The organism is Achromobacter mucicolens, assembly GCF_902859725.1.
GTDB lineage: Bacteria > Pseudomonadota > Gammaproteobacteria > Burkholderiales > Burkholderiaceae_B > Achromobacter > Achromobacter mucicolens.
The window spans coordinates 1-19,097 of record NZ_CADIJP010000030.1 but is presented as its reverse complement, the minus strand read 5'-3'; the positions used below and the strand labels follow the sequence as shown (position 1 = coordinate 19,097).

General features: G+C 66.0%; 17 protein-coding genes. 11 read left to right on the top strand and 6 right to left on the bottom strand.

Going from position 1 to position 19,097, the window contains the following annotated elements; translation table 11 throughout:
* The first annotated feature begins 63 nt into the window (after positions 1 to 63).
* The 8 genes from secA (at position 64) to HV786_RS25815 (ending at position 9,450) form a co-directional block, all read left to right on the top strand.
* A complete protein-coding gene (gene secA / locus HV786_RS25850; protein WP_128829958.1) occupies positions 64 to 2,799 on the top strand; it encodes a preprotein translocase subunit SecA in 2,736 nt (911 codons plus the stop codon).
* 18 nt (positions 2,800 to 2,817) lie between these two features.
* Complete coding sequence (locus HV786_RS25845; protein WP_128829959.1) at positions 2,818 to 3,537, top strand: VOC family protein; 720 nt, start codon at positions 2,818 to 2,820, stop codon at positions 3,535 to 3,537.
* A gap of 197 nt (positions 3,538 to 3,734) precedes the next feature.
* Positions 3,735 to 4,499 (top strand): GntR family transcriptional regulator, encoded by a 765-nt coding sequence (locus tag HV786_RS25840; protein WP_128829960.1) that lies wholly within the window; start codon positions 3,735 to 3,737, stop codon positions 4,497 to 4,499.
* Positions 4,496 to 5,482, top strand: a complete 987-nt coding sequence (locus tag HV786_RS25835; protein WP_128829961.1) for a tripartite tricarboxylate transporter substrate binding protein — start codon at positions 4,496 to 4,498, stop codon at positions 5,480 to 5,482. The genes HV786_RS25840 and HV786_RS25835 overlap by 4 nt, the downstream gene beginning before the upstream one ends.
* Positions 5,483 to 5,550: 68 nt before the next feature.
* On the top strand, positions 5,551 to 7,245 hold the full coding sequence (locus HV786_RS25830; RefSeq protein ID WP_056320792.1) for a thiamine pyrophosphate-binding protein: 1,695 nt from the start codon (positions 5,551 to 5,553) through the stop codon (positions 7,243 to 7,245).
* A 176-nt stretch (positions 7,246 to 7,421) separates the two neighbouring features.
* Positions 7,422 to 8,201, top strand: coding sequence for an SDR family oxidoreductase (locus HV786_RS25825; protein ID WP_128829962.1), 780 nt, complete (start codon positions 7,422 to 7,424; stop codon positions 8,199 to 8,201).
* A 17-nt stretch (positions 8,202 to 8,218) separates the two neighbouring features.
* Complete coding sequence (locus HV786_RS25820; protein ID WP_056320797.1) at positions 8,219 to 8,677, top strand: Lrp/AsnC family transcriptional regulator; 459 nt, start codon at positions 8,219 to 8,221, stop codon at positions 8,675 to 8,677.
* A 161-nt stretch (positions 8,678 to 8,838) separates the two neighbouring features.
* A complete protein-coding gene (locus HV786_RS25815) occupies positions 8,839 to 9,450 on the top strand; it encodes a gamma-glutamylcyclotransferase (RefSeq protein WP_056320800.1) in 612 nt (203 codons plus the stop codon).
* A 5-nt stretch (positions 9,451 to 9,455) separates the two neighbouring features.
* Here the strand turns inward: HV786_RS25815 and pagP are convergent, their stop codons facing one another.
* From pagP to HV786_RS25795, 4 genes are all read right to left on the bottom strand, one after another.
* On the bottom strand, positions 9,456 to 10,010 hold the full coding sequence (gene pagP, locus HV786_RS25810) for a lipid IV(A) palmitoyltransferase PagP (RefSeq protein WP_128829963.1): 555 nt from the start codon (positions 10,008 to 10,010) through the stop codon (positions 9,456 to 9,458).
* A gap of 132 nt (positions 10,011 to 10,142) precedes the next feature.
* On the bottom strand, positions 10,143 to 11,615 hold the full coding sequence (gene mgtE, locus HV786_RS25805; protein WP_062841653.1) for a magnesium transporter: 1,473 nt from the start codon (positions 11,613 to 11,615) through the stop codon (positions 10,143 to 10,145).
* Positions 11,616 to 11,625: 10 nt separating this feature from the next.
* Positions 11,626 to 12,036 (bottom strand): acyl-CoA thioesterase, encoded by a 411-nt coding sequence (locus HV786_RS25800; RefSeq protein ID WP_056320808.1) that lies wholly within the window; start codon positions 12,034 to 12,036, stop codon positions 11,626 to 11,628.
* Positions 12,037 to 12,133: 97 nt separating this feature from the next.
* Positions 12,134 to 13,225, bottom strand: a complete 1,092-nt coding sequence (locus HV786_RS25795) for a YeiH family protein (protein ID WP_128829964.1) — start codon at positions 13,223 to 13,225, stop codon at positions 12,134 to 12,136.
* A 115-nt stretch (positions 13,226 to 13,340) separates the two neighbouring features.
* Between HV786_RS25795 and HV786_RS25790 the strand changes: the two genes are divergently transcribed.
* A complete protein-coding gene (locus HV786_RS25790; protein WP_056320812.1) occupies positions 13,341 to 14,231 on the top strand; it encodes a LysR family transcriptional regulator in 891 nt (296 codons plus the stop codon).
* A 7-nt stretch (positions 14,232 to 14,238) separates the two neighbouring features.
* Here the strand turns inward: HV786_RS25790 and HV786_RS25785 are convergent, their stop codons facing one another.
* Complete coding sequence (locus HV786_RS25785; RefSeq protein WP_128829965.1) at positions 14,239 to 15,435, bottom strand: M20 aminoacylase family protein; 1,197 nt, start codon at positions 15,433 to 15,435, stop codon at positions 14,239 to 14,241.
* Positions 15,436 to 15,512: 77 nt separating this feature from the next.
* Here HV786_RS25785 and HV786_RS25780 point away from each other — a divergent pair, with 77 nt between their 5' ends.
* Positions 15,513 to 17,213, top strand: coding sequence for an AMP-binding protein (locus HV786_RS25780; protein ID WP_056320817.1), 1,701 nt, complete (start codon positions 15,513 to 15,515; stop codon positions 17,211 to 17,213).
* A 9-nt stretch (positions 17,214 to 17,222) separates the two neighbouring features.
* On the opposite strand, the gene HV786_RS25775 is transcribed toward HV786_RS25780, so the two are convergent.
* Positions 17,223 to 18,098 (bottom strand): inositol monophosphatase family protein, encoded by an 876-nt coding sequence (locus HV786_RS25775; protein WP_128829970.1) that lies wholly within the window; start codon positions 18,096 to 18,098, stop codon positions 17,223 to 17,225.
* A 136-nt stretch (positions 18,099 to 18,234) separates the two neighbouring features.
* Between HV786_RS25775 and mnmC2 the strand changes: the two genes are divergently transcribed.
* A partial coding sequence (gene mnmC2 / locus HV786_RS25770) for a tRNA (5-methylaminomethyl-2-thiouridine)(34)-methyltransferase MnmC2 (protein ID WP_175212020.1) occupies positions 18,235 to 19,097 on the top strand: 863 nt, incomplete at its 3' end.

The window sequence follows — 19,097 nt, the reverse complement described above, 5'->3', positions numbered from 1 at the left end:
AGTCACGGGTGATGCCACGCACGCTTTGGCGGTGCGGCATGGCTTGTGCGGCCGACAATACGCATGGTTTCTCTGCTCAAAAAACTCATAGGTAGCCGCAACGATCGGCTGCTTAAGCAGTATCGCAAGCTGGTAACCCAGATCAATGGGCTCGAACCCAAGATCGCCGCGCTCTCCGACGCGGAACTGGCGGCCAAGACCGACGAATTCCGTTCCCGCCACGCCCAGGGCACGTCCCTGGACGATCTGCTTCCCGAAGCTTTCGCCGTGGTGCGCGAATCGGGCAAGCGGGTCTTCGGCATGCGGCACTTCGACGTGCAGATGCTGGGCGGTATCGCCCTGCACAACGGCAAGATTGCCGAAATGCGCACGGGCGAAGGCAAGACCCTCATGGCGACGCTGCCCGTCTACCTGAACGCGATCGCGGGCAAGGGCGTGCACGTGGTCACGGTGAACGACTACCTGGCCCGCCGCGACGCCGAATGGATGGGCCGGCTGTACCGCTTCCTGGGCATGTCCACGGGCGTGGTCGTGCCGCAGCAGCCGAACGAAGAAAAGAAGGCCGCCTACGCCGCCGACATCACGTACGGCACCAATAACGAATTTGGCTTCGACTACCTGCGCGACAACATGGAATTCCGTGTTGAGGACCGCCGCCAGCGCGCGCTGTTCTACGCGATCGTTGACGAAGTGGACTCGATCCTGATCGACGAGGCCCGCACGCCGCTGATCATCTCGGGTCAGGCCGAAGACCACACCGAACTCTACGTCCGTATGAACGCGGTGCCGCCGCTGCTCAAGCGCATGGCGCACGAGCCCAAGCCGCAAGAGCCGGAAGCCGAAGGCGATTACTGGGTCGACGAAAAGAGCCAGCAGGTCTACCTGTCGGAAGCCGGCCACGAACACGCCGAAGGCATTCTTGCCCGCCTGGGCATCCTGCCCGAAGGCGAATCGCTGTACGACCCGCGTCACATCGCGCTGATGCACCACCTGATGGTGGCGTTGCGCGCCAACACCCTGTTCTTCCGCGACCAGCAGTACGTCGTGCAAGACGGCGAAGTGGTGATCGTGGACGAATTCACGGGCCGCCTGATGGTGGGCCGCCGCTGGTCCGATGGCCTGCACCAGGCCGTCGAGGCCAAGGAAGGCGTGAAGATCCAGCACGAGAACCAGACGCTGGCGTCGATCACGTTCCAGAACTACTTCCGCATGTACGAAAAGCTGTCCGGCATGACCGGCACGGCCGACACGGAAGCGTACGAATTCCAGGAAATCTACGGGCTTGAAACGGTCATCATTCCGACCAACAAACCCATGGTCCGCAAGGACCAGAACGACCAGGTCTTCAAGACCGACGGCGAAAAGTACAACGCCATCCTCGAAGACATCCGTGACTGCCACGAGCGCGGCCAGCCGGTGCTGGTCGGCACGACCAGCATCGAGAACTCCGAGCTGCTGTCCGGCCTTCTGAAGAAAGCCAAGCTGCCGCACGAGGTCCTGAACGCCAAGCAGCACGCCCGCGAAGCCGAGATCGTGGCCGAAGCCGGTAAGCCGGGCCACATCACCATCGCCACCAACATGGCCGGCCGCGGTACCGACATCGTGCTGGGCGGCAGCGTCGACAAGCAGGTCGACCTGATCCGCGCCGACGAATCGCTCTCCGAAGCCGAAAAGACCGCGCGCATCGAAAAGATCCGCGCGGAATGGAAGCCGCTGAACGAGCAGGTCAAGGCGGCAGGCGGCCTGCGCATCATCGGCACCGAGCGCCATGAATCGCGCCGTATCGACAACCAGTTGCGCGGCCGCGCCGGCCGCCAGGGCGATCCGGGTTCGTCGCGCTTCTACCTGTCGCTGGAAGATTCGCTGATGCGCATCTTCGCGGGCGACCGCGTGCGCGCCATCATGGAACGCCTGAAGTTGCCCGAGGGCGAGCCCATCGAGGCCGGCATGGTCACGCGTTCGATCGAGACTGCCCAGCGCAAGGTGGAAGGCCGCAACTTCGACATCCGCAAGCAATTGCTGGAATACGACGACGTCGCCAACGACCAGCGCAAGGTGCTGTACTCGCAGCGTAACGACGTGCTGGAAGCCGCCAGCGTCGGCGCCACGGTGCACAACCTGCGCGACGCCGCGGTGACCGACCTGTTCAACACGTACGTGCCGCCGGAATCGGTGGAAGAACAGTGGGACATCCCCGCGCTGCAAAATGCGCTGGAAGCCGACTGGCACCTGCATCTGCCGCTGACGGAGATGCTGGAAAAGGAACCCAACCTGAACGACGAGGAACTGCGCGAACGCGTGGTGGCCGCGGCTCGCGATGCGTACCAGGCCAAGGTCGACCAGGTGGGCGAGGAATCGTGGTCGCAGTTCGAGCGTTCGATCATGCTGCAGGCGATCGACACGCACTGGCGCGAGCACCTGTCCGCGCTGGACTACCTGCGCCAGGGCATTCACCTGCGCGGCTATGCGCAGAAGAATCCCAAGCAGGAATACAAGCGCGAAGCCTTCGAACTGTTCTCGGGCATGCTGGACCGCGTGCGCGACGATGTGGTCAAGGTGCTGATGACGGTGCGCGTGCAGTCGTCCGAACAGGTCGAGCAGGCCGAAGCCGAAGCGGCGCAACCGCACGTGCAGAACGTGCAGTACCACCACTCGGACTACGACGAGGCGCTGGCGTCCGACGCGCAGGAATCGGGCGCACAGCCCGCGCGCAACGCCATGCCCAAGGTCGGCCGCAACGATCCGTGCCCGTGCGGCAGCGGCAAGAAGTACAAGCAGTGCCACGGTAAGCTGGTCTGATAAAAGGGGTTAGCCTTCATGCTGCATTCCGTCGGCCGCACTGAATTCGACCACGCCGTCGTCATGGTGCGCGACCGGCTGGATGCGCTGGCGCCCCATTACGAACGGCAGGGCTTTCATCTCAGCGACAAGGCCGTGCACAACCTGGGGTCGTGCAACCGCCTGATCGTGCTGGAAGGCACGTACGTCGAATTGCTGGGGTGGCCGCCCGGCGCGCCGCCCGCGCGCAAGGAAATCGCCGATTCGCCCTTCGGCCTGGAAGCGCTGGTGTTTCGCACCTATGACGCCGAGGCCACCTATACGCGGTTGCGTGAGGCCGGCTTTGCCGTCAACCCCGTGCAAGAGCTGACCCGTCCCGCAATGCTGGACGGCCAGGAAGTTCAGGCCCGATTCCATACCGTGCGCTTTGCCGAGCAACCCTTGCCCGGCATCCGCATGTATTTCTGCCGTCACCTGACGCCCGAGTGCGTCTGGTCGCCGGCATTGATGGCGCACCCCAACGGGGCCCGCAGCCTGCATCGTATCGACGCACGCGCGGTGGACGCCCGCGGCGTGGCCGAGCGCCTGGCGCTGGTGGCCGGGGTGACGGCCGAAGCCGCCACCGGCGGTTGGGACGTGCCGCTGGCGAACCTGCGCATTCATGTCCAGCAGGACGATGCGGCGCAATCGCCCGTCTTGTCCACACTGACCCTCGAAAACCGCGACGGCGCGCATTACACCCTGGATACGGGCTTGTAAGCTACCCGCGTAATGCCTGCCCGTTGATCGGCCCGCCGCTTTCCGGCGGGCTTTTTCATGCCTGCCGTTCCCCTGGCGTCCGCGCAGGGAGACGGCGCAGGCCTTGCGCGCTTGGGGCAAACCCGGGTTGCCTGGCAAAGTGTATGCACTTTAGTATGCACTTCATCCTGACTGGAAATTTGCCCACGCGATCCGGTATGACGCTCTCCCAACCCTCGACGCGACCCGTTGCCCGCGCCGCCCGCACGTCGGCCGGACAGGCCGAACTGTATGGCGCAGTCAAGGCGATGGCGGTGCGTTTCGAATTCAAGCCGGGCGAACGCATCAACGAGGTTGAACTGGCGCGCCGCCTGAACGTCAGCCGCACGCCGCTGCGCGAAGTGCTGAACCAATTGATGGTCGAGGGATTCCTGACGCGGTCGGTCAACCGCGGGTTCATCGCGCGGCTGCTGGATGCCAAGCAGATTCACAGCCTTTACGAATATCGCGCGGTGCTGGAAGCCGGCATCGTGCGCGCCGCGTGCGAACGCGCTACCGACGAAGAACTGGCCAGCCTGCGCGCCTTCGTCGAGCGTTCGCGCGACGAGCCCGAAGACAGCGACGCGGCCAGGCTGCTGGAACTGGATGAAGCCTTTCATCTGGCGCTGGCGCGCTACTCGCGCAACGAGGAATTCGTGCGCGCGCTGGAAAGCGTCAATGCGCGCATTCATTTCGTGCGCTGGATCGACATGCAGCAGGGCCGCCGCAGCCACACGCAGGGCGAGCATCTGCGGATCGTGGATGCGCTGGAGCGGCGCGATCTCGACGCCTTGCCCGCCCTCATCAGCGCGCACATCGGCCGGCGGCTGGACCAGATCACCGACGTCATACGCACGGGTTTTTCTACCATTTACATGCGGGACCAGGCCGAACCCGCCAAGGCAGTGCCGGCCAACACCACAACAGCAGGGGAAAACTTATGAATAAAACGATCAAGCGGACGCTGGCGGCGGTATGCACGCTGGCCGCGGCAGGGGGCGCTTTTGTCGCCGCGCCGGTGATGGCCGAGGAACGGCCGCTGATACTCGTCGTGCCGTATCCGCCCGGTGGCAGCACCGACATCCTGGCGCGGATCCTGCAGCCTCGCCTGTCGCAGCAGATGGGCGGCCGCGCGGTGGTCGTCGAAAACCGTCCGGGCGCCGCCAGCCAGATCGCCACCGCATTCGTGGCGCGGGCCGAGCCGGACGGCAACACGCTGCTGGTCAGCTTTGACAATCACGGCATCAATCCGGCCGTGAAGCCCAAGCTGCCCTATGACACGTTCAAGGATTTTGTCGCCATCGGGCAGACGGTGCGCTTTCCGCTCGTGATCGGCGCGAATCCGAGCGTGCCTGGGGACAACCTGAAGGACTTCCTGGCGGCGGCCGCCAAGCAGCCGCCCAACAAGTTCAACTACGCCTCCACGGGCGTCGGTTCGCTGAACCACCTGGCGCCGGAAGAACTCAAGCGGTTGTCCAAGGTCGAGCTGTTGCACGTGCCGTACGGCGGCGGCGGACCGGCCATCCAGGCCGTGGTCGGGGGCCAGGCCAACATGACGTGGCTGAGCTATGCGGCCCTGCGCGGCCAGATCCAGGGCGGCAAGATCAAGCCGCTGGCGGTTGCCGGCGAGAAGCGCCTGCCCGAATTGCCCAATGTGCCGACCGTGGCCGAATCGGGCTTTCCCGGCTTTGTCGCCTATTCGTGGAGCGGCATGTTTGCGCCGAAGGGCACGCCGCCGGCCACCGTCAAGAAGCTGACGGCCGACTTCCAGGCGGTGCTGGCCGATCCCGAGATCAAGAAGAAGATCACGGAAGCGGGCTTTGAGATCGTGGCCTCCGATGGCCCGGCGCTGGATGCGTACGTCAAGTCGGAATACGACCGCTGGAGCGCCTTCATCAAGAGCAGCAATATCAATCTGGATAACTGAACGGCGTCGGTCCGGCGCGGCGGCAAGGCCGCCGCTGCGGGCCGGCTCCTGAATTACGTGGAGATGACATGGAACACATGAACGGCGCCGAAGCGATGGTGCGGATGCTGCAACACAACGGCGTCAAACACATTTTCGGCCTGTGCGGCGACACCACGCTGCCGCTGTATGACGCGCTGTACCGCCTGGATCACGGCATGCAGCACATCCTGACGCGCGATGAGCGCAGCGCCGGCTACATGGCGGATGCCTATGCCCGCGTGACGGGCAAGGTCGGCGTGTGCGAAGGCCCCAGCGGCGGCGGCGCGACCTATCTGCTGCCGGGCCTGGTCGAAGCCAACGAATCGTCGATTCCCGTGCTGGGCATTACGTCGGACGTGGCTGTCGGCTCGCGCGGCAAGTACCCGCTGACCGAATTGGACCAGGAGGCGCTCTACCGCCCGCTGACCAAGTGGAACCGCACGATCGATCGCGCGGACCAGATTCCGGGCATGGTGCGCGCGGCCTTCCGCGCCATGACGACCGGCAAGCCCGGCTCGGCGCACCTGTGCTTTCCCTATGACGTGATGAAGCAGCAGGTCGATGCGTCCGATGTCTGGGCGCAGCCCGAGCACGGCAGCTTCCCGGCCATGCGCTTTGCGCCGGACCCCGCCGACGTGGCCCGTGCGGCGCAGCGGCTGGTGGCCGCGCGTTCGCCGGTCATCATCTGCGGTGGCGGCGTGGTCATCGCCGGCGCCAGCGGCGCGCTGCAAGAATTGGCCGAGTCCCTGAAGGCCGCGGTCTGCGTGACGGTGAGCGGGCAGGGCAGCCTGGCCGACACCCATCCGCTGAACGCGGGCGTGGTGGGCTCGAACGGCGGCGTGATGGCGACGCGCGATGTGGTGGCGGCCGCCGACGTGGTGCTCTTCGTGGGCTGCCGCGCGGGGTCGACCTCGACCGAGCACTGGCGCTTCCCGAATCGCGATGTGCCGATCCTGCACATCGACATCGACCCGATGGTGATCGGCGCCAACTACCTGACCGAAGTTGGCCTGGTGGGCGACGCCAAGCTGGCGCTCGAGGCGCTGTCCGCCGAAGTGCAGGCGCGCATCAAGCACCGGCCCTCCGATGCGGCCGACGGCGCCGTGCTGGCCGGCCGCGCCAAGGCCGCGCGCCGCGCGCAGCTTGAACCGCTGGCCGCCAGCCTGGACGCGCCGATTCTGCCCGAGCGCGTGGTGCAGTCGCTGAACCGCCTGCTGCCCGACGACGCGGTGGTGTGCGCGGATCCCGGCACGCCGTGCCCGTATTTTTCGGCGTACTACGATGTCTCGCGCCCCGGCCGCCACTTCATCACCAACCGCGCTCACGGCGCGCTGGGCTTTTCGATGTCGGCGGCGCTGGGCGCCTGGGTCGGCCGTCCGCAATCCAAGTGCGTGTCGGTGATGGGCGACGGCAGCTTCGGCTTCACGGTGGGCGAGCTGGAAACCATCGTGCGCCACAAGGCGCCGCTCTTGATGGTGGTGTTCTCGAATTCGGTCTATGGCTGGATCAAGGCCAGCCAGAAGGCCGGTTACGACAAGCGCTACTACAGCGTGGACTTCAACCGCACCGACCATGCGCGCATTGCCGAAGCCTACGGCGTGAAGGCATGGCGCGTCGAGGATCCGTCCAAGCTGGACGCCGCGATCAAGGCCGCCATGGAGCACGACGGCCCCGCGCTGATCGACGTGGTGACGCAGCCGCTGCAAGACGCCGCGGCGCCCGTGAGCCAATGGATGGGCTGATGCGCTAGCCGCATTCGCTGCATTGCCGATGGGGTCCTTCGCGGGGCCCCATTTTTCTTGGCCGGCCGGATTAGAAAAAAATTCCATGCCGGCGGGCGCGCTCCTATACTGGACCGCTTCGGAGCGGCGGGCCGCGGGCGCCCGGCGCCGTCAACGCGACAGCAGAGGGGGCGGGAATGGACCTGGGGATCAGCGGCAGGAAGGCACTGGTGTTTGGCGGCAGCCGCGGCATGGGGCGCGCCTGCGCCTTGCAGCTTGCGCGCGAGGGTGTGGCGGTGACCATCGCGGCGCGCAATCCGACGACGCTGGAGCAAGCCGCCGCCGAGATATCGCGCGAGACCGGCACTGGCGTGGGTTGGGTGTCCGCCGACCTGACGCTCCCGCAGGGGCGCGACGCGGCCATGGCCGCCTGTCCGCATCCGGACATCCTGATCAACAACGCCGACGGCCCGCTGCCGGGCGACTTCCGGGACTGGTCGCACGACGACTGGATCGCCGCGCTGGACGCCATGATGCTGGGACCGATCGACATGATCCGCCGCGTGGTGGACGGCATGGTCGAGCGGCGCTTTGGGCGGATCGTCAATATCGTGTCGCGCAGCGTGAAGGCGCCACATGCCGAGCTGGGCCTGTCTAATGGCGCGCGCTCGGGTCTGATCGGCTTCGTGGGCGGCCTGGCGCGCCAGACTGTGCGCCACAACGTCACGATCAACAACCTCTTGCCAGGCGCCTTTGCCACCGATGCGCAGATCCGGCACATCCAGGGCATGGTGGAGCAGGGCGGCAAGACGTTCGAACAACTGTGGGACGAGCGGGCGCGCAGCAATCCCGCCGGCCGGTACGGCCAGCCCGAGGAACTGGGCGCGCTGTGCGCCTACGTCTGCTCGGCCCACGCCGGCTACATGACGGCGCAGAATCTGCTGATCGACGGGGGCGGTTACCCCGGGACCTACTGATGGCATCGAAAACATCCATGGATCAGACGGACCTCAAGATACTCGCGCTGCTGCAGAAGGACGCCACCTGTTCGGTCGCCGAAGTGGCCGAGCAAGTGAACCTTTCCGTGACGCCGTGCTGGCGCCGCATCCAGAAGCTGAAGGATGACGGCGTCATCGCGCGCAACGCCATCCTACTGGACCCGCGCGCGCTGGGATTGAACCTGACGGTGTTCGTGTCCATCCGCACCAGCCAGCACAACGAGAAGTGGACGCAAAGCCTGATCAACGCGGTGATGGCGTTGCCCAACGTCGTCGAATTTCACCGCATGGCGGGCGACGTCGACTATCTGCTGAAGGTGGTGGTCGAGGACATGGCAGCCTATGACCGCTTCTACCGCCGGCTGATCGGGGCCGTGGACCTCCTGGACGTCAGCGCCAGTTTCTCGATGGAAGTCATCAAAAGCACCACGGAATTGCCCCTGAACGCGGTGTAGGCGCGCGGCGCGCAAATTTTTTTCTGCCGCTCGCGCCGCCGCGGATGCAAATTTCTTTCTGCGCGTTGCGCGGGCCCAATCTGGCAATGCTTTTGCGTGAGGGGCGGCGTAGGATATCGCTCACTCCAGTCTTGGAGTGATTTGGGATATCAGAGGACCCTATGTCGTTGGCAGTGCCCGCCGGCTGCGCCGGATTGCAGAAAACGCGGCAAGCAGCATCGGTGGATGATCTGCTGGCCGGCTGGAACGGCGTCGACGACCTGTGGGTGTTTGCCTACGGTTCCCTGATATGGCACCCCGGCTTTGCCTGGCGCGAACGGCGCCTGGCCACGGTGCGGGGCTATCACCGCTCGCTCTGCCTGTGGTCGCATGACCACCGCGGATCGCCGGACAATCCGGGGCTGGTGTTCGGCCTGGACCGTGGCGGCTGTTGCCGGGGCGTTGCGTTTCAGATCGCGGCCAGCGACGTGCCGCAAGTCTTTCAGGCCTTATGGCGGCGCGAGATGGTCACGGGCGCCTACAGCCCGCGCTGGCTGACCTGCCACACCGACGATGCGCCCGTGCGCGGACTCGTGTTCCTGTTGAACCGCGCCTGCCGCGAGTACGCAGCTGATCTGTGCGACGACCGCCTGCTGGCGTCCGTGCGCAATGCGGTCGGGCATTCCGGGCCTTGTCTGGACTACGTGGTGGAAACGGCGCGTGCGTTGCGCGCGCACGGCATCGACGACTGGCGCCTGGGAGACCTGGTGCGCAAATTGGGCCATGCGTTTTGACGCGGTCAGAATTGCCAGCGGCCGAACACGAACGCCACATTGCCCGCGCCGCTTGAGCCCGGGATGTACGTCGCGTAAAGCATGGCGTCCTTGTAGCCGGCGCTGACCAGCGGCAGGATGCCGGGAAACGGCACGTAGCTCATGATGTCGTGGCGCGCGGTGAGGAACACCGTGTAGCCCGCGCCAAGCCGGAAGTTGTCGCTGACCTGGCCGATTTTCAGAAAGCCGTAGCCCGCAATGGGCTGCACCTTCGAGTGCGAGTCCAGAAACGCCATGGCGTACAGCCCCTGCCAATCCCCGTCCTCGTCGTAGATGCTGCGCCCGTAGCCGCCGCCCCAGGCCAGTTCACGGAAGCTGTCGATCTTTTCGGCGCTGTACTTGGCGCGGTTGTGCCAGGCGTAGCCGCTGACATAGAGGTCATTGCCGCCTTCGGTCCAGATCTGGTCGATGCGGTTGCACGCGGACTTGGCCCATGAGGGCATGTCGTCGCAAGCGTGGGCGGTAACGGTGAAGACGGACAACAGCAGGCAAAACAGCGCGGCTCGGAGTCTGGTGGTCATTGCGGCCCCAGGGAAAAGATGACAGTTCCGTTACTGTAACGGAGGGCATGTCGTCTTCCCTGTCAGTGGGCTGTCATCCCCGCGCATTCGGGGGTATTGCCGCCGATTCGGCGGCGTGTCGTGGCGGGAGCGCTACAACAGAAAGATGGTGGCCAGGCCCAGGAAAATGAAGAAACCCAGCGAATCGGTGGCAAAGGTGAGCAGCACCGACGAGCCCATCGCCGGGTCCTTGCCGAAGCGCGCGCGCACCATGGGCACCAGCACGCCGACCGACGCGCCGACCAGCATGTTGCAGATCATGGCGGCCATCATCACCAGCGCGATGGACACGGAGTGCGAGATCACCCACGCGAACAGGGCGGCCACCACGCTGCCGCACAGTCCCACCAGCAGCGTCACGAAGAGCTCGCGCTTGACGAGCTGCCACAGGTTGCGGCCCGTGATGCGGCCCATCGCCAGCGCCCGGATGATGAGCGTCATGGTCTGGTTGCCCGAGTTGCCGCCGATGCCCGCCACGATCGACATCAGGAAGGCCAGGATGACAATCTGGCTGACCGTGCCTTCGAACTGCGATGCTACGAACGACGCCGTGGCGGCGGTACAGAGATTGAAGAGCAGCCACGGCGCACGGTTGCGCAGCGCGGTGGTGACGGGGGCGAAGATGTCTTCTTCTTGCAGACCGGCGCGCGACAGCGCCTGCTCTTGCGAGTCTTCGCGCATCACGTCCACCACGTCGGCGATGGTGACGCGGCCGATCAGCCGGCCCTGGTCGTCCATCACGGGGGCGGACACCAGGTCATAACGCTCGAAGGCGCCGGCGGCGTCGGCGTCGGAATCCAGCGGGTTCAGCGTCAGGAAGTCGGAATTCATGACTGCCCGCACTTCGGTTTCGGGCTCGCTGACCAACAGGCGCGACAGCGGCAGGATGCCCTGCAGCTTGTCCTGGCGGTCAACGACGAAGATCTGGTCGGTGTGGTCGGGCAGTTCGTGAAGCCGGCGCAGGTAGCGCAGCACGACCTCGAGCGTGACGTCCTCGCGCACGCGCACCATCTCGAAATCCATGATGGCGCCGACGCTGTCTTCCGGATAGCCCATGGCTTCCAGAAGCTGCGCGCGCTCTTCCTCGGTCAGGCCCTTTTGCACTTCCGCCACCACGTCGGGCGGCAGGTCGGGCGCCAGGTCAGCGAGCTCGTCCGCGTCCATGCTTTCGGTCGCGGCGACGAGGTCCTGGCGGTCCATCGCCTCGATCAGCGATTCGCGGACCCAGTCTTCGACTTCGAGCAGGACGTCCGCGTCGTGCTCAGGGCTGACCAGCTTCCAGATCGCCTGGCGCTCGTCCTTGGGCAGCGATTCGAGGATGAAGGCGATGTCGGCGGGGTGCAGGCCGTCGACAAGCGTTTTCAACTCGGCTTCGTGCTGGCGGTGCACCAGGTCTTCGACCAGGGGCGCCTTGGCGTCGCCTTCTTCCTGGCGGTGAACCAGTTCTTCGACGAGGTGCTGGCGCCGCAAGCGCTCCTGGACTTCCGCGAGGGCGGTCTGGGCGTCTTCCGGGTCGAGGCGGCGGGGCGTCGCGGGCGGTTTCTGCGCGGCGGCGGACTGCGTCATGCGTTACGGCTCAAAGTGTGGGGAGAGGACGGCTGCGCCGCGCTTCGTCGGTGGCGACGTAGGTCAGCGTGGCCTCGGTGACCTTGACGACTTCGGCGTCCAGGCGCTGGCGTTCCGCGTAGACCTCGACGGATACCGTGATGGACGTGGTGCCGGTCTTGACGATGGCGGCGTAGAAGCTGAGCAGGTCGCCCACGAACACGGGCTCTTTGAACTGGAAGGCATTGACCGCCACGGTGGCCACGCGGCCGGCGGCACGGCGGGCGGCAGGGATGGACCCTGCGATGTCTACCTGGGACATGATCCAGCCGCCAAAAACGTCCCCGTGGATGTTCGCGTCGGCCGGCATCGGCATGACGCGCAACACCGCGTCGCGATGGGCTGGCAGAGTCGTAAACGGGGTTTTGGTGCTGGAGGTCATGCGGCCGACTCCAATGCTAGAGAACCAGCCGATTATGCAGGAAAAACGCGACGGCGGCGTGCGCGTTGACGCCTGCCGCCGTCGCCTTGCGTGGTCATCAGGTCGCCAGCTTGACGATCCCGTAGCCGCCAACCAACAACCAGACGTAAAGGATGAAGCCCAGGGCCATGACACGCGGGCCGGCCTTGCGGATCTGGGCGAAGCGGGTTTCGATGCCCAGCGCGGTCATGGCCATGGTCAGCGCGAAGACGTCGAGCCGGCGGATGGCGGCGACGATATCGGCGGGAATGATGTTCAGGGAATTGACGATGGCCAGCGCCAGGAAGCCCACGGCGAACCAGGGGATGGGCAGCTTTTGGCCCTTGCCCTGGCCGCCGCCCGCGTGCGAGGCGGCGCTGCGCAGGTACATGCCCAGGATCAGCAGCACGGGCACGAGCAGCGCCACGCGGGTCATCTTGACGATGGTGGCGACTTCGGTCGTGGCTGGGTCGATGTTGCTGGCCGCGCCAACCACCTGCGCCACCTCGTGGACGGTGCCGCCAATATAGATGCCGAGCGCCTGGGTATCGAAGTTCAGCCAGCCCGCGTGATAGAAGACCGGGTAGAGGAACATCGACAGCGTGCCAAACAGCACCACCGTCGCCACGGCCACCGCGCTCTTGTGGGGGGCGGCGCGCAGCGTCGGTTCGAAGGCCAGCACCGCGGCCGCGCCGCAGATGGCGCTGCCGGCGGCGGTCAACATGGCCGTGTCGCGATCCAGGCCCAGGAGCCGTTGGCCGACCACGGTGCCGATCAGCAGCGTGCCCACCACCACGGCCACCGAGACCGCCAGGCCCGGCATGCCCACGGCGGCAATCTGCTGGATGCTGATGTTCAGGCCGTAGAAGGCAACCGCAATGCGCAGCAGGCGGCGCGCCGTGAAGTTCACGCCCACGCCCCAGTCTGCGGGCATGGTGCCGCGCAGGAAGTTGCCGTACAGCATGCCGACGACGATGCCCACGACCAGCGGCGAGAAGCCTAGTTGGCGGATGAAGGGAAGATCGGCCAGTTGCATCACTGCGCCGGCCATCAAGCCCACGAACAGCACGCCATTGAGCTTGTCGCGCCAGGGCGTGGCCGCGGCAGCGGGCGCAGCCGGGGCGGCGGCGGGGGTGGAGGGAAGCGGAACGGCGGTGGTGGAAGTATTCATTACTGGCCCTTTGGGCATAACTACATAACTAGACGAAATATTAGATCCGGCCGTATTATTTGAAAAATCTTCAATCTAAATATTGAATATCAGAAAATCTGATATCAGTTCGCTCATGACTCCGGATCAATTGCTCACGTTTGCCGCGGTCGCCGATACCGGCAATATCAGCCGCACCGCCCAGGCCCTGCATTTGTCGCAGCCGGCGGTCTCGGGCCAGCTGCGCGCCTTGCAGGAGTGGTTTGGCGAGCCCCTGTACCGTCGCAGCGGCCACGGCATCGCGCTGACCGAAGCCGGCGAACGCCTTGCCGAGCAGGCGCGTCAGCTGAGGCAGGTGTACCGGCAGGCGCAGGCCGTTCGGGAATCGTGGCGCGGGCTGGAAACCGGCGCGCTGCGGCTGGGCGCCAGCACCACGCCGGCCAGCTATCTGCTGCCCCGTCTGGTTGCGGACTTTCGCCACGACTTTCCCGCCGTGAGCCTGCACCTGTCCGATGGCAACACGCGCGAGATCGTCGAGCGCCTGCCCGCGCTGGATCTGGCGTTCATTGAAGGGGATGTGCCCGCCGGATTGCCCGCCGACACGGCGGTGCATGCGTGGCGCCAGGACGAAGTCGTGGCGATCGTGCGGGCCGATCATGCCCTGGCGCACAAGGGCGCCGTGACGCTACGGGATCTGGCGGCCTCGCCGCTGGTGATGCGTGAACCGGGCTCCGGCGTGCGCCGGCTGGTGGAACGGGCCTTCAGCGATGGCGGGTTGGCCCCATCTGTCGGCCTTGAGCTGGCCGGGGTGGAGGGCGTGAAGCAGGCCGTGCGGGCAGGGTTGGGCGTGGGTTTCGTGTCGGTGATGTCGATGCGGCACGAAGACGGCGCGCTGGCGGCCCTGCGTCTGTTGCCCAAACCGCTCACGCGGACCCTGAGCATCCTGGTGCCGCATGCCGATGCCGCCGCCCGCGCCGCCGAGCGCTTCCTGGCGATGTGCCTGGCGGTCGGCGGGCAGGAGGGCTAGGCTGGTATCAGGCCTTGGCCAGCCGCTTGAGCGCGAGCTGCACCCAATACGTGCCGCCCAGCGGCAGCAGATCGTCGTTGAAGTCGTAGCTGCCGTTGTGCAGCATGCAGGGGCCCAGGCCGTGGCCGCTGTCGCGGTGCTCGCCGGTGCCGTTGCCGATCCAGACGTAGCAGCCCGGCAGTTCCTGCAGCATGAACGCGAAGTCCTCGGCGCCCATGGTCGGCTGCACATTCGCGTTGACGTTGGCGTCGCCGACGATGTCGCGGAGCACATCGGCGCAGAACGCCGCTTCCTCGGGGTGGTTGATGGTGGGCGGGTAGTTGCGCTGGAAGGTGAACTCGACCTCGCAGTCCATCGCCGCGCTGGTATGGCGCGCGATTTCTTCCATACGGCGTTCGATCAGATCCAGCACGTCCAGCGTGAAGGTGCGCACCGTGCCGCGCAATTCGGCATGGTTGGGCACCACGTTGTCGGCGCTGCCTGCATGGATCTGCGTGATGCTGAGCACGGCCGCGTCCAGCGGATTGCGGTTGCGCGTGACGATGGTCTGCAGCGATTGCGCCATCTGCACCGCCGCCATGACCGGGTCGATGCCCAGGTGCGGCATGCCCGCGTGCGTGCCCTTGCCCTTGATGACGATCGAGAATTCGTTGCTGGAGGCCATGATGGGGCCGGGCGTCAGGCCGAACTGGCCGGGTTTCATGCCGGGCCAGTTGTGCATGCCGAACACCGCTTCCATCGGGAAGCGCGTGAACAGGCCGTCGTCGATCATGCGCTTGGCGCCGCCGCCGCCTTCTTCGGCGGGCTGGAAGATCACATAGACCGTGCCCGCGAAATCGCGGTGCTCGGCCAGGTATTGCGACGCGGCCAGCAGCATGGCGGTGTGGCCGTCGTGGCCGCACGCGTGCATCTTGCCGTCGTTCTTGCTGGCATGTTCAAACTTGTTCGCTTCCTGCATGGGCAGCGCGTCCATGTCGGCGCGCAGGCCCACCGCGCGATCGCCGGGCTGGTTGCCGCGGATGATGCCCACGACGCCAGTGCCGCCCAATCCGCGATGGATTTCGATGCCCCATTCCTCGAGCTTGGCCGCCACCACATCGGCGGTGCGGAACTCTTCGAAGGCCAGTTCGGGATGCGCGTGGATGTCGCGTCGGATCTTGGAAATATCCTGGTGCCAGGCAACGATGGGTTCAAGGAGTTTCATGAGCGAACTCGGGGGAAATAGGGGGAACGGACAAAGGGTATCATCATTCAAAAATCAATTTAATGGAGACAAATACCATGACGCGTCCGTGGCTTGCTCAGTATCCCCAAGGCGTTCCTGCGGAGATCTCCACCGAGGAATATTCCTCGCTGACCGACTTGCTGGACCGGGCCTGCAAGCGGTACGCGACGCGCATCGCCTGCACGGCGATGGGCAGCGACATCACCTACGCGCAGCTGGACGGGCACGCGCGCGCGTTCGCGGCCTGGCTGCAAGGGCTGAACCTTGAAAAGGGCGCGCGCGTCGCGCTGATGATGCCCAACGTGCCGGCCTATCTGGTGTGCATGCTGGGGGCGCTGCGCGCGGGCATGACGCTGGTGAACGTCAATCCGCTCTACACCGCCGATGAATTGCAGCGCCAGTTGCTGGACAGCGGCGCGTCCGTCATCGTCATCCTGGAAAACTTCGCGCATACCCTGCAGCAGGTCGCCGATCGCGGCGAACTCAAGCACATCGTCGTGACGGGGCCCGGCGATCTGCTTGGCGGCCTGAAGGCGCCGCTGGTCAACCTGGCCGCGCGCTACATCAAGAAGATCGTGCCGCCGTGGCGTATCGACGGCGCGCTGGCGCTGCCCAAGCTGCTGCACGAGGGCGCGCATCTGCCTTTCAATCCGCCGGCCATCTCGATGGATGACGTGGCGGTGCTGCAGTACACGGGCGGTACCACCGGCGTGCCCAAGGGCGCCATGCTGTCGCACCGCAACCTGGTGGCCAACGTGCTGCAGACCGAGGCGGTCGCGCAGCCGGTCGTGCACGACATGGCGGACCAGCAGCTCACCATCATCAGCGCGCTGCCGCTCTATCACGTGTTCGCCATGACGGTGTGCGGTCTTTACGCCCTGCACGCGGGCATGCGCAACGTGCTCATCATCAATCCGCGCGACCAGCCTTCGCTCATCAATGCGTGGCGCAAGACGCCGGTGAATGTGTTTCCCGGCGTCAATACGCTGTTTAACGCGCTGGCGCACAACGAGGACTTTGCGCGCCTGGACTTCTCCGGCCTGCGGCTGACGCTGGGCGGCGGGATGGCCGTGCAGCAGCAGGTGGCCGAACGCTGGCTGAAGATCACGGGCCGGCCGCTGATCGAGGGCTACGGCCTGTCCGAGACGTCGCCGGTGGCGACGGTCAATCCCACCAATGCCACCGCGTATTCCGGTTCCATCGGGCTGCCGCTGCCGTCGACGGACGTCGCGATCCTGGACGATGCCGGCAACGAGGTGCCGCTCGGAGAACGTGGCGAGGTCGGCATTCGCGGGCCGCAGGTCATGCTGGGGTATTGGCGCAAGCCCGACGAGACGCGCAATTCGATGACGGCCGATGGGTTCTTTCGGACCGGCGACATCGGCATCATGGACGAGCAGGGCTACACACGCATCGTGGACCGCAAGAAGGACATGATCGCGGTGTCCGGCTTCAAGGTCTATCCGAACGAGGTCGAGGCCGCGGTCGCGCAGCATCCGGGCGTGTTGGAATGCGCGGCGATCGGCGTGCCGGACGAGCACTCCGGCGAGGCGGTCAAGGTGTTTGTCGTGAAGAAAGACCCGTCGCTGACCGAAGCCCAGGTGCAGCAATGGTGCAAGGACAAGCTGACGGGTTACAAGCGGCCGCGCTTCGTTGAATTCCGCGACGAGCTGCCCAAGAGCAACGTGGGCAAGATCCTGCGCCGCGAACTGCGGCCTGACGCGCAGGCCGCGGCGCCCGCGAAGACGTCCGCCTAGCGGGGCGCCTCAGCCTTGCTTGTTCAGGTGAGGCGCAATCATGTCGTGCAGCGCGCGTTCGATGGCGGGATTGCCCGCCACGACGCGCCCGCCGATCGGCCAGGGATCCTGCTTGTGCATGTCGGTGCACACGCCGCCCGCCTCGCGCAGGATCAGCGTGCCCGCAGCCACGTCCCAGGGCGCCAGGCCCATTTCCCAATAGCCGTCGTACCGGCCGCAGGCAGTCCAGGCCAGGTCCAGCGCGGCCGCGCCCATGCGGCGCACGCCGCGCGCGCGGTTGATGGCGTCGTGCAACATCGGCATGTATTGCGCGGCGAACGAAAAATCGCGGAACGGAAAGCCCGTGGCCAGCACGGCGTCTTCGATCGTCTGCGTGCGCGAGCACGAGATGCGGCGGCCATTGAGCCACGCGCCCACGCCGTACACGCCAGTGAAGAGCTCTTCGCGGCTGGGGTCGTAGACCACGCCGATGACCGGCGTGTCTTCGGCCAGCGTTTCGTTGGCGGACATCGTGGTGCCGGCATGCGCGATCAGGGCGATCGAGACGGCGTAATGCGGGATGTCGTGCAGGAAGTTGGTGGTGCCGTCGAGCGGGTCGATGTACCAAGTGGCCACGCCTTGGGCCTTGCCGCCCGTTTCCTCGGCGACGATGCCGAACTTGGGGGTGCGGGCCTTCAATTCCTGGATGATCGCGGCCTCCGCCTCGCGGTCCGCCTGGGACACGAGATCGTTGCGGGCCTTGCGATCGATCACGAGATCGGCGCGGTGGTGCGCGTAGGATTGCAGGATGGCTGCGCCAGCATGAGCTGCCGTGACGGCCGCGTCGATCGCGGCGCACAGGTCGATGGGCGATGCCAGCGATTGGGGCTGATCGTAGGTATCCATTGGTCCAGTGTAAGCCCACCAATGGGGCAAACCTGTCGCAAACGGACTAATCCCTTCGTCGCGTGGTGCGCATCCAACGCGAACGGCCATGTGGCCGGATAATTCGCGCTTCATCATGTTTGTATCTTTGGGCTGAATGTCTGTGACTTATGTTCCGCTGGTCCCCGCAACGGGGGATGTTGACGCCGACGGCAGGCTGGTCAGCGCCGTTTATGGGGACGTCTACCACTCCCCGTCCGGGGCGATGGGCCAGGCCGAGCATGTTTTCCTGCGGGGCAACGGACTGCCGGAGCGCTGGCGGGGGCGCGGGTCGTTCACCGTCTGCGAGACGGGATTCGGGTTGGGGCTGAACTTCCTGGCGCTGTGGAAGGCCTGGCGCGATGATCCGCAACGGCCGGCGGCGCTGCATGTCGTCTCTATGGAAGCACACCCCTTTTCTGGGGACGACATGGCCGCCTTGCTGGCGCGCCATGCGCCCGAGCCGCTGGCCGGCATGGCGCGCGCGCTTTCGGCGCAATGGCCGGCGCTGCTGCCGGGGCTGCACCGGCTGGAATTCGAGAACGGCGCCGTAACGCTGACACTGGGCTTTGGCGATGCGCAGGCGCTGGCCCCCCGGCTGGGCGCGCGGGTGGACGCATTTTTCCTGGATGGCTTTGCACCCGAGCGCAATCCGCAGATGTGGGCGACGCCGCTGCTGCGCGCCCTGGCTGATCTGGCGGCGCCCGGCGCCACGGTCGCCACCTGGGCGTGCACCGGCGAACTGCGCCGCAATCTGGCCGAGGCCGGCTTTGACGTGCGGCGCGCGCCCGGTTACGGGGGCAAATGGCATATGACAGTGGGGCAGGTCCGCCAGGCAGGAACCGCCGCGCAGCCCGCGGCGGTCTCGTCGGGACGGCATGCCGTGATCGTGGGGGCCGGCCTGGCTGGCGCGGGGATCGCCCACGCGCTGGCGCTGCGCGGCTGGCGCGTCACCGTGCTGGACGCGGGGCGCGCGCAGGG